Annotated in this window: 10 protein-coding genes; all 10 read left to right on the forward strand. The window is 68.8% G+C overall.

What is annotated here, in order from left to right; all coding sequences use genetic code 11:
• Positions 1-2 precede the first annotated feature (2 nt).
• The 10 genes from ABT340_RS30805 (at position 3) to cas3 (ending at position 10,524) form a co-directional block, all read left to right on the forward strand.
• Entirely contained in the window at positions 3-1,280 is a 1,278-nt protein-coding gene (locus ABT340_RS30805; RefSeq protein WP_352014364.1) for a phenylacetate--CoA ligase family protein, read from the forward strand.
• The gene (locus ABT340_RS30810) at positions 1,277-2,521 is read left to right on the forward strand and encodes a hypothetical protein (protein WP_352014365.1); all 1,245 of its coding nucleotides are present in this window, start codon (positions 1,277-1,279) and stop codon (positions 2,519-2,521) included. Before ABT340_RS30805 ends, ABT340_RS30810 begins: the two co-directional genes overlap by 4 nt.
• Before the next feature lie 4 nt (positions 2,522-2,525).
• Positions 2,526-3,542: an NAD-dependent epimerase/dehydratase family protein gene (locus tag ABT340_RS30815; RefSeq protein WP_352014366.1), complete on the forward strand. Its 1,017-nt coding sequence runs from the start codon at positions 2,526-2,528 to the stop codon at positions 3,540-3,542.
• Positions 3,543-3,728: 186 nt separating this feature from the next.
• Complete coding sequence (locus ABT340_RS30820) at positions 3,729-5,075, forward strand: glucose/sorbosone family PQQ-dependent dehydrogenase (protein WP_352014367.1); 1,347 nt, start codon at positions 3,729-3,731, stop codon at positions 5,073-5,075.
• Between the two features lie 56 nt (positions 5,076-5,131).
• Complete coding sequence (gene pqqA, locus ABT340_RS30825; RefSeq protein ID WP_352014368.1) at positions 5,132-5,272, forward strand: pyrroloquinoline quinone precursor peptide PqqA; 141 nt, start codon at positions 5,132-5,134, stop codon at positions 5,270-5,272.
• A gap of 60 nt (positions 5,273-5,332) precedes the next feature.
• Positions 5,333-6,004: a pyrroloquinoline-quinone synthase PqqC gene (gene pqqC, locus ABT340_RS30830; RefSeq protein ID WP_352014369.1), complete on the forward strand. Its 672-nt coding sequence runs from the start codon at positions 5,333-5,335 to the stop codon at positions 6,002-6,004.
• Entirely contained in the window at positions 6,001-6,240 is a 240-nt protein-coding gene (gene pqqD, locus ABT340_RS30835) for a pyrroloquinoline quinone biosynthesis peptide chaperone PqqD (protein ID WP_352014370.1), read from the forward strand. The genes pqqC and pqqD overlap by 4 nt, the downstream gene beginning before the upstream one ends.
• On the forward strand, positions 6,237-7,301 hold the full coding sequence (pqqE, locus tag ABT340_RS30840) for a pyrroloquinoline quinone biosynthesis protein PqqE (RefSeq protein WP_352014371.1): 1,065 nt from the start codon (positions 6,237-6,239) through the stop codon (positions 7,299-7,301). The genes pqqD and pqqE overlap by 4 nt, the downstream gene beginning before the upstream one ends.
• A 635-nt stretch (positions 7,302-7,936) precedes the next feature.
• Complete coding sequence (locus ABT340_RS30845) at positions 7,937-8,167, forward strand: hypothetical protein (protein ID WP_352014372.1); 231 nt, start codon at positions 7,937-7,939, stop codon at positions 8,165-8,167.
• A complete protein-coding gene (gene cas3, locus ABT340_RS30850) occupies positions 8,164-10,524 on the forward strand; it encodes a CRISPR-associated helicase Cas3' (protein WP_352014373.1) in 2,361 nt (786 codons plus the stop codon). Before ABT340_RS30845 ends, cas3 begins: the two co-directional genes overlap by 4 nt.
• The last annotated feature ends 3 nt before the right edge of the window (positions 10,525-10,527 follow it).

A 10,527-nucleotide genomic window follows, 5' to 3' on the forward strand; every position in this document is an offset into this window, starting at 1 on the left:
CGATGCTGGTCCGGGAGGCGGCATACATACCGCTCACCATCGCCCGGCAGTACGGCGGCGCGGCCGGGCTGCGCCGCCGTCAGCTCAACGGGCTCAACCGGATGCTCGACGTGGCCCGTACCCGGGTGCCCTACTACCGCGACGACCCCCGCTACGCCGGAGGGCCGCTGCGGAGCCTGGCCGACCTGGCGCGCCTTCCGGTGCTGGACAAGCAGGTGCTCCGCGACGAGCCGCTCGAACGCATGCTCGCCGACGGCGTCGACCTGGACGACTGCCTGTCCTTCCAGACCAGCGGGAGCACCGGGCGCCGGGTCAGGATCGTGCACGACCAGGACAGCCACGACTACCACATGGCCGCCTGCGTGCGCCGGTTCCTGGCGACCGGCCGCTACCTGCCGACCGACCGGCTCAGCCACATCCGCCCGTTCGCGCCGCCGGCCCGCATGTTCGAGAGGTTCAACCTGTTCCGCAGGCACGTGATCCTCTCCAACCGGCCGATGCGGGAGATCAAGGCGGAACTGCTGGCCAACCGGCCCAAGGTGCTGATCGGCTACCCGGTCCACCTGCGGGCGCTGCTGCGGGCACTCACCCCGGAGGAGATGGCACAGCTGCGCCGTACGCTGCGGATCGTCATGACCGAGTCCGAACTGCTGCTGCCCGAACACCGGAAGCTGTTCCAGGAGCGGTTCGGCGCCCCGGTCTTCGACGAGTACTCGGCGTTCGAGGTGCTCAACGTCACCTACGACTGCCGTCACGGCCGCGCCCACCTGGGTGAGGACCGGGTGTACTGCGAGATCGTGGACGACGACGGCGCCGTGCTGCCCGACGGGGAGCCGGGCAACGTCGTCGTGACGGCCTTCCTCGAACGGGCCATGCCGCTGGTCCGCTACAGGCTGGGCGACATCGGGTTCATCTCCCCGGAGCGCTGCCCCTGCGGGCGTCGTTTCCGCACCCTGCGGCTGACCACGGGGCGGAGCAACGACTACGTCACGCTCCCCTCGGGGGAGAAGCTCTACCCGGACGCGTTCCTGCACCTGGCCGCCACCCATCCCGGGGTCAGCGAGTGCTTCGTGCACCAGGACGCGACAGGCCTGGTGCGGGTGCACGTGGTCCCGGCGGACGAGGCGGGCGAGGAGGTGTACACGACCGTACGGCAGAAGCTGTTCGCCCTGGCCGGAGGGGAGTTCCCGCTTGAGGTCGTGCCCGCGGAGACCGTGCGGATCACCGTCGGGGGAAAGGGAAGGTTCGTCACCTCCGACTACGCCGCCCCCCTCACATGAGGCTGCCGGGAACTCCGAAGACACGGGCCCTGGTGATGCTGCTCGGCGGACGGGCGGCGTTCCGGGGCACCGTGCTGCTGTCCAACCTGGCGTTGCTGGCCGCCTGGGGGGCGAACGGGTACGCGGACTACGCCCAGGCCATGGGCAGCATGATGTTCCTGGCCCCGCTGGCCTCGATCGGCATCGAGAAGTGCGCGCTGAAGCTCATCCCGAGGCTGCGGCCGACCGTCGCCTCACTGCTGGTCGGCGTCTTCGTCACACTCTGCGCGCTGCTGCTGACCGTGGCGCTCACCGTGCTGGCGACCACGGTCGCCCTCGGCCACTCCGGCCACTGGGCGACCGCCGGGCTGGCCGGGCTGTACGCGATCTGCGTCGGCCTCACCCAGGTGATGGTCGGCCTGTCCAGGGCCCTCGGCAAGCCGAAACGGGACGTGGCCGCCCATCTGACGCTCTGCGTGGCGCTGGCCTGCTGGACGGTCGTGGTGGTCGTCCTCAAGGTCTCCCCGGTGACGTTCCTGACGTTGACCGTGGCCACGATGGCCACGGTCAACGTGGTGCTGCTGGTCATGCTGCGGCCCCGGTTCGACGGGCTGCGGCGCCGTACGCTCGTGCGGGCCGCGATGCGGACGTCACTGCTGATGGCGATCCCCGACCTGGTCGGCGGCCTGTCGATGAGCCTGCTGTTCGTGGCGCTCTCGGTGACCGGCGCGCGGGCCGAGAGCACCGGCCTCTACATGGCCTCCGTCGCCTCGGCCCTGTTGCTGAACGCCTTCTCCTACCTGCTGCGCGTCCTGCAGCCCGACGTCTCACGCTCCCTGAACCAGCGCGACCTGACCGCGACCTACGACCGGCTGTCGCGCTGGCTGCGGCTGCTGGTGCTGGCCGGGGTGGTGTACGTGCCGGCCGTACTGGCGCTGGCGCTGGCGGTGCTGCGGCCGTACGGCGGGGCCGGGGTCGTCATCGTCTACGCGGCGTGCGTGCCGGTCATCTTCGCGGTCGGCAGCGCCAACTACGTGATGGAGAACGCCAGCGCCGGGGCCCTGGCCGCGACCTCGGCGGGGGCGGCCGTCTCGCTGGCCGCGGTCGGGGCGCTGGCCTTCTCGATCGTGCCGTGGGCGGGCGCGCTCGGCGCGGTGACCGTGCTGGCCTTCGGCGAACTCGTCCACGCCCTGGTCATCCTGCGCTGGCTGCGCACCCTGGACAAGCCCGCGTCTCACATCCTCATCGGTGAAAGGAAGTAGTCCCATGACCTACACCTCGCTCGTCACCGGGGGTGCCGGGTTCATCGGCTCCCACGTAGCGGCCGACCTGCTCCGCGCCGGTCACCGGGTCGTGGTGCTCGACGACCTGTCCGGCGGGACCGCCGGGAACGTCCCGGCCGGTGCCCACTTCCACCAGGGCGACATCTGCGACCCGGGCGTGGTCGACGCCCTGTTCGCCGAGTGGAGGTTCGACCACGTGTTCCACCTGGCGGCCTACGCCGCCGAGGGACTCAGCCACTTCATCAAGCGCTACAACTACACCAACAACGTGGTCGGCAGCGTCAACCTCATCAACGCGGCCGTCAACTCCGGCAACGTCCGCTGCTTCGTCTTCACCTCCTCCATCGCCGTGTACGGCCACGCCGAACCGCCGATGACCGAGGACCTGATCCCCTCCCCGGTCGACCCGTACGGCATCGCCAAGTACGCCGTCGAGCAGGAACTGAAGGTCAGCCACGAGATGTTCGGCCTGCCGTACATCATCTTCCGCCCGCACAACGTGTACGGCGAGCGGCAGAACATCGGCGACCGCTACCGCAACGTCATCGGCATCTTCATGAACCAGATCCTGCGCGGCGAGGAGTGCGTCATCTTCGGCGACGGCGAGCAGACCAGGGCCTTCAGCCACATCGACGACGTGGCGCCGCCCATCGCCCGCTCGATCGAGAACCCCCGGGCCTACGGGCAGACCTTCAACATCGGGGGCGACACGCCGTACACCGTCAACGAGCTGGCCGAGGCGGTCGCCGCGGCGATGGGCGTCGAGGCGCGCGTGCGGCACGTCGAGGCCAGGCACGAGGTCGTGCACGCCTTCTCCTCGCACGACAGGGCCCGCGAGATCCTCGGCGTCGGCGCCGGCTCCGTCCCCCTGTCGGAAGGCCTCACCCAGATGGCCGCCTGGGCCAAGAAACACGGCCCCCAGGAGCCCTCGATCTTCTCCGGCATAGAGGTGTCCAAGAACATGCCCCCGTCCTGGCGGTCCGTCGTCACCTCCGACTGACCCTCCTTCCCCCCGAAGCGCCACCTCCGCGTGGCGCTTCGGCGTTTCTCCGGCGACGCGCCCGGGTGATGCTTCGGGGAAATCCCCTCACCGGCGCCCCCATGCGTGCGGTAAACACGGCTCAAAAATTGTCCGCAATATCCACTTATGCGTTGGTTTATGCCTACCGTGGGCACCATGGCCCGCATGGAAAGAAAGCTGCAGGTTTTCGCCGTGGCGGCGACCGCGGCGTCCGTGCTGACCGGCCCGGCGGCACCCGGCTCCGGGACCGCCCCCACGCCCGAGGCGAAGATCGTCGCCACGGGCCTGAAGGATCCGTACGAGCTGGTCATGGGCCCCGACGGTTACCTGTGGCTCACGGAGAAGAGCGGGCTGAAGGTCAAACGGGTCAAACCGAACACCGGCGCGGTGAGCACCGTACTGGACCTGTCCGGCCAGGCGGTCCACACCCCGACGAGCAAGGACGGACTGCTCGGACTGGCCCTACATCCCGACTTCGGCGGGGGAAAGGGCACCGACTACGTGTACCTGTCCTACACCTACAGGGGCAAGGACGGGAACAACACCAAGCTCACCCGCTACACCTGGGCCGACGGCAGACTGACCGGCGCCCGTGACATCCTCACCGGGCTTCCTTCCAGCGTCGATCACCAGTCCGCCCGCCTGCGGTACGGGCCGGACGGCATGCTCTACTACACGATCGGCGACCAGGGCAACAACTACGACACGCGTCACTGCCTGCCCAACCACGCGCAGACCCTGCCCACCAGTGATCAGGTCGCCGGCCGGAACTGGACGGCCTACCAGGGCAAAGTGCTGCGGATGACGCCCGACGGCTCGATCCCCGGCGACAACCCCGTGATCGACGGGGTGCGCAGTCACGTCTACGCCTACGGCTTCCGTAATCCCGACGGGATGGTCTTCAAGGGCGGACGGCTGTTCGTGGCCGACCAGGGGCCGAGCACCGACGACGAACTCAACGAGATCAAGGCGGGAAAGAACTACGGCTGGCCCTACATCGCCGGATACAAGGACGACCAGGCTTACGTCTACGGTGACTGGGCCAAGGCGCCCGACTGCGCCAAGCTGCCCTACGACCCCAACAAGATTCCTCCGCAGGTGCCGCAGACCAAGGAGAGCGCCTTCACCCAGGCCGCCCAGAGCCCGCTGACGACGTACGGCACAACCGTCAGGAACGGCCACGACTTCGGCCTCACACCGCCGTGCACCGAGGAGAAACTCGCCTACATGTGCTGGCCCACCCTGGCGCCCTCAAGCGCGGAGGTCGCGGGCGACGACCTGGTGGTCACCATGCTCAAGGAAGGCATCGTCCACCGGGTCTCGGACAAGGGCACGACCAAGGACAAACGGTATCGGACCATCAATCGCTACCGCGACACGGCCATCAGCCCCGATGGCGGAACCCTCTACATCGCCGTCGACTCCGCCGGAGTGACCAGGGACCCGCGCGGAGCGCCCACCACTCACCTGGCCGACCCCGGCGCGATCCTGGCGGTGCCGTACCAGCCCTGACCGGCGCCGGGCCGTGACCTCACGGACGTCGGCCGGAACACGACAAGGAGGAGATCATGAACGAGCGGAACGAGCCCGCGGAGGTTCGCCGGGAACCGGCACACGACCACGACGGGCAAGCCACCTGGCACAGACCCTCCTACCGCGTCATCGAGGCGTCCATGGAGGTGTCGGCCTACTTCCTGGCCGACCGATAAGCCGTCGCCCGCAGACCGGCCGGGCGTCGAGGTGACCGCCGAGGGAACGGTGATCGAGCTGTGCGGGACTTCGAGGCCGAGTTGCGGGCCGTGGTCAGGAGCCGCTACCACGACCTGCACCCCTTCAACCAGCGCATGCACACGGGGCTGCTGTCCCGGCGGGAGTTACGCGGGTGGATACTCAACCGTTTCCACTACCAACGGCACCTGCCGATCAAGGACGCGCTCATCCTGGCCAAGCTGGACCACCCCGACCTGCGCCGCCTGTGGATCCGCCGCATCGTCGACCAGGACGGCGCCTCCGACGGGGAGGGCGGCCTTGAGCGCTGGCTCCGCCTGGGCGAGGCGGCCGGGTGCGGCCGGGAGGAGATGTGGTCCGGCCGGGCGGTCCTGCCGGGGGTCCGGCTGGCCGTGGACGGATACGTGAACCTCTGCCGGCACGGCAGCGCACTGGAGGCCGTGGCGGCCTCCCTCACAGAGCTCCTCGCCCCGGACCTGATGAGGACCCGGATCGCCGCGTTCGAGAAGCACTACCCGTGGATCGGCTCCGACGGGTTGCGGTACTTCCAGGTCCGCGTCGACCAGGGGCGCGAGGACGGCGAACAGGCGCTGCCGCTGGTGTTGTCCTGGGCCCGCGGCCCCACCGAACGGCAGGCGGCGATCAGAGCGCTGGAATACAAGTGCGAGGTGCTGTGGACGCTTCTGAACGCGGTCGAGCGGGCCTACCGATGACCTGGCGTCCGTCGCTGAGCCCGGGTGCGCTGCTACGACACTGCCCGGTACGGCAGGCGGACCTGCTGATCGTGCCCGAACGGATCGTGGTGCTCAACGCCGAGGCGGCCGCCATCGTAGGACTGTGCGACGGGCGCAACACCGTCGAGGAGATCGCCGCGCGATTCCCCCGCGAGGTCTTCGCCGACGTCACGGAGTTCCTCCGGGACGTACGCGCCCAGGGATGGATCCGGTGAACGGGCCATGGGCCATGCTGGCCGAGGTGACCCACGGCTGCCCGCTGCGCTGCCCGTACTGCTCCAACCCCACCTCCCTGGTGACGAGGTCGGCGGAGCTGGACACCGCCACCTGGGTCCGGGTCTTCGACGAGGCCGCCGCGCTGGGCGTGGTCCACGCCCACCTGTCCGGAGGGGAACCACTGCTCCGTGGCGACCTGGCCGAGATCGCCACGGCGGCGGCCTCGGCGGGTGTCTACACCCAGCTCGTCACCAGCGGTGTCGGCCTCACCCGGGAGCGGCTGGCCGAACTCGTGCGGGCCGGGGTGCGCGGTGTCCAGCTGTCCACGCAGGCCGCCGACGCGGCGGCCTCCGACCGCGTCGCCGGCCGCCCGTCCTTCGCGGAAAAGCGTCGGGCGGCGGCGCTGATCGTGGAGGCCGGTCTGCCGCTGGGCCTCAACGTCGTGCTGCACCGGCACAATCTGGACGCCATCGACCAGATCGTGGAGCTGGGCATCGCCTGGGGGGCGCAGCGCGTCGAGCTGGCCAACGTCCAGTTCTACGGCTGGGGCCTGGTCAACCGGCGCGCCCTGATGCCCACGCGAGCCCAGCTCGCCACGGCGAGGGAGAAGGTGGAGCGATGGCGCCGCCGCAGTGACCTTGAGCTGATCTGGGTGGTTCCCGACTACTTCGACGGCACCGCCAAACCCTGCATGGGCGGCTGGGGGACGCTCTCCCTGACCGTCGCACCGGATGGGCGCGCGCTGCCGTGTCCAGCCGCCTACTCCCTCCCCCTACGGCCGCCCAACGTGCGCGAGCACAGCCTGGAGTGGATCTGGTGGGAGTCGGAGGCGTTCAACGCCTACCGCGGCACCTCCTGGATGTCCGAACCGTGCTCCGGCTGCCCCCTCAGGCACCGGGATTTCGGAGGCTGCCGCTGCCAGGCGTTCGCCCTGACCGGCGACGCGGGCCGTACCGACCCGGCCTGCTCCCTCTCGCCCGATCACCACATCGTCAGCGACCTCACCACGGACCAGGACGACACGTTCGTCTACCGCTCCCACTCCCGCCGCGCCCGCTGAAACAACGGCCTCGCCGACCGCCGAACCCGCGAGGCGGCCGATCGACACGGCGGCACGAGGTCGTCCCTCCCGGCGGCCCGTCGCCACCCCCGCATGGCGCTTCGGCGTTTCTCCAGTTCGGAGAAACGCGACACCGGCAAGGGCCCGGCCGCCGCCGTCCGTGTCCGACCGGAGCGGATGACCCCTGCGCAGGTGCCTGGCGCAAAGTTTGACAAACCTTCCCAAAACCTAATTTAACTATTCAAACTCTGCGATTTCCGTAGGGGCTCTCCTTGGCGGGTTTCCGAGGCTCTTCGGAAAGCAAGTTCTGAGCGGATCCCACCTCTATCCGGAAACAATGCAGATAGCTCACGCTCTCGATGAGCGTCCGATAAAGTGACGCCCAAGGGCAACTCTTGATCCTCTGAAGACAGCCCTGTTCCCCGGTGCCAGGGATGAGCTCTTCTGCGCGGAACCACTGGCTCGACTCCCCACACACGCGGGGAAGGAACGGCCGTTCGGGCTCGGCCCGGACGACCGCCCACAACCAACAAAGGCCGAAAAAGCAAGTGGCCCTCGCTGCAACGAGGGCCACTCCGCTCCCGCTTGTGTTGGCCAAAGGACGCGACATCCCGCAGACACAGAAAAGAAGCATCTTGAGTCTAGACAACTCGACGGGCCCGAATGACCCGTTGCACGCGCGGACGGCGCTCACCTTGGCCGCTGCGACCGTCATGGCCGCCTGCACCGCCATTTCCTCGTGGTCCATGGTCGACCACGCCCTCGGCGAAACCGACGGACCACTCGCCCCGCTCTCCACCGCGCTCGTAGCAGGAGGAACAGCCTTCATGAAGTCGATCGACTGGCTCCGCCGCAATTTCCGGTGAGAGTCATCCCGACCTCCCTGGCCCCTTGGGCGAAGGCGGCCAAGGGAGGTCACCACCCTCTTATCTGTCACGCCCTCGACACCGCCGCCGTCGCCGAACGGCTGATCGAGCCCCTCATCGGGCCGCGGTGCCGCAGTGAACTGCGGGCGGCCTTCGAACCGCTCGGAGAGCCGGACGCGTGGATCGCCCTGTTGTGCGGCCTTCATGATCTTGGGAAGTTCAGTCCCACCTTCCAGGGGCTCAACGTCGAACTCGCCCTGGAGAGGTTCGACGAGTCCACCGCGGCGGTCCTGAAAGCGGTGCGGAAGCGGTCCGGACTGGGCGGGCGCGTCGACACCCCGCACGGTCTCGTGACGGCCATGCACATGAAGGACCTCCTGCTCCGCTGGGACGCCTCCATGGACACGGCCGAGACGATCGCCGTCGCCCTCGGTGGACACCACGGCCACTTCCCCAACGGCGCCGCCCTGCGGCAGGCGCGGCGGGAGATCAACAACCACGGAGGCCAGACCTGGGAGGGATGGCGTGACGCCTTCGTCCGTGAGGTCGCCGCGGCCCGTGACCTGCCGGACCCCGCCGGACTGTCGTGGTGGGACGTGCACCTGAGCACGGCGGCGGCGGTCGGGCTCGCCGCCCTGACCACGGTCAGCGACTGGATCGCCTCCGACACCCGCGGCTTCGCCTACGCCGACCCTTCCGACCCGATGACCTACGCCGAGGAGGCCGACCGGCAGGCGGCCGCCGCCGTCGAGGCGCTCGAACTCCGCCCCTGGTCTCCTCCCGCCTCGTTCACCGCGTTGTTCCCGAAGAAGTCGCCACGACCGGTGCAGGCCGTCGTCGAACGACTCACCGCCGACCGCCATGAGCCCAGCCTGGTCATCGTGGAGGCTCCCACCGGTGAGGGAAAGTCCAAGGCCGCCCTGCAAGCCGCCGCGGCCCTCATCGACAATCTGGACCTGACGGGTGCCTACGTCGCGATGCCGACCCAGGCGACGAGCAACCAGATGCACAGGGAACTGGAAGAGCTCCTGGAGAACCTGGGGGATGACCGGACCAGGGCACGGCTGATCCATTCCAACGCGGGTGAGTATCTGGCCGAGCTGAACCTCACCCCCACCGACGTCGGCCGAGATGACCCGGAGGATTCCGATGTCCAGGCCAAGGAGTGGTTCACCCGTAAGAAGAGCCTGCTGACCCCGCTCGGGGTCGGCACGGTTGACCAGGCGTTGAAGGCCGCCATCCGATCAGGGCATTTCTTCGTACGGCTGACCGCCCTGGCCGGGAAAGTCGTGGTGATCGACGAGGTTCACGCCTACGACGTCTACATGTCCACGCTGCTGGACCGGCTGCTCGCGTGGCTCGGACGGCTGGGGACGTCAGTGGTGATGCTGTCGGCCACCCTGCCTTCAGAGCGGAGGAGTGAACTGGTCGCGGCTTGGCAGTCAGGTCTGCTGCGCTGCCTGCCCAGGGAGACACCCGGGTTGGAACCGTTCACCGAGTATCCCCGGGTGACGCTGGCGGGGACGGGCAAGCCCGTGGTCGAAGCGGCGGGCCTGTCCGAACTGAACGCCCGACGCAGGCTCCGGTTGACGCACGTCGGAGACGACGACGTGGTCGACTGGGCGCTCGACCAGGTGACGGACGGCGGCTGTGTGGCCGTCATGCACAACCTGGTCCGCAGAGCCGTCGCCACCCACGCCGCTCTTGAAGAGAGGATCGCCAAGCTTCCTCTGGAGGAACGTCCTCGTCTTATCGCGATCAACGGCCAGTTACCGGCGGGCGTGCGCCACGCGGTTGAGACCGAGCTCAAGGCCGCGGTGGGGAAGGACGGGAAACGGCCTCCGAGAATGATCGTGGTCAGTACCAGCGTTCTGGAGCAGGGGTTGGACCTCGACTTCGACGCCATGCTGACCGACCTGGCGCCGGTGGACAACCTCATCCAGCGGGCCGGACGGGTGCACCGTTTCAGCACGGATCCCTCACGCGGCGAGGCCGTACTGGCGATCACCGGTGTGGACGACACCGACAAGGGGCCGCGTTTTCCGCGCTACCTCCACACGGTCTACGCGCCGATGACGCTGATGCGCACCTGGGCACTGCTGCGGGAGCGGACCACGCTGGACATGTCCGCCGAGGTGTCCTCGCTGGTCGACGCCGTGTACGGCCCGGCGGAGGCGATCGTCTGTCCCACCGGATGGGAGGACTCCTGGCAGGTCGAGGCCGAGAAGCTGGCCGTCCAGTGGAGAAAGAGCGAGCACGACGCCCGGCTGATGTATCTCCCGCACCCCACCACGGTCACCCATCTCGGTGAACTGACCACTCACGGCAAGAGCACACGTCAGACGCGGAAGAGGTGAGAC

Origin of the sequence: Streptosporangium sp. NPDC000239 (genome assembly GCF_040300765.1) — a bacterium.
Lineage (GTDB): Bacteria > Actinomycetota > Actinomycetes > Streptosporangiales > Streptosporangiaceae > Streptosporangium.